1 protein-coding gene is annotated in these 247 nt (G+C 47.4%); it reads left to right on the forward strand.

All coding sequences use genetic code 11. From position 1 onward, the window contains the following. Positions 1–51 precede the first annotated feature (51 nt). The coding region (locus B0E34_RS21670; RefSeq protein WP_228423122.1) for a hypothetical protein at positions 52–247 on the forward strand (196 nt) is incomplete at its 3' end.

Here is a 247-nt window from a genome sequence, read left to right on the forward strand (position 1 = left end):
GACTGATAAGCCAAACGGTCTGTATGATATGCAAGATGTGCTAGGTCTTAAATGATAAAGCTCATCACTGCTTTATTTGCTTTGCTTGCTTGTGTTGCCCACGCCGACATTTATGTCATACACACCTACGGCAACCCCGACATCGTTCGTATTGCCCAAGATGAACTAAATCGTGGCGGGGGTGGCACAGCCACTTTGTACCAAGACCAACTTATTATCCATGCAAACCCAGCCGACTACGCTCGTG

It is taken from the genome of Chryseobacterium mucoviscidosis, assembly GCF_002177115.1.
Classification (GTDB): domain Bacteria; phylum Bacteroidota; class Bacteroidia; order Flavobacteriales; family Weeksellaceae; genus Chryseobacterium; species Chryseobacterium mucoviscidosis.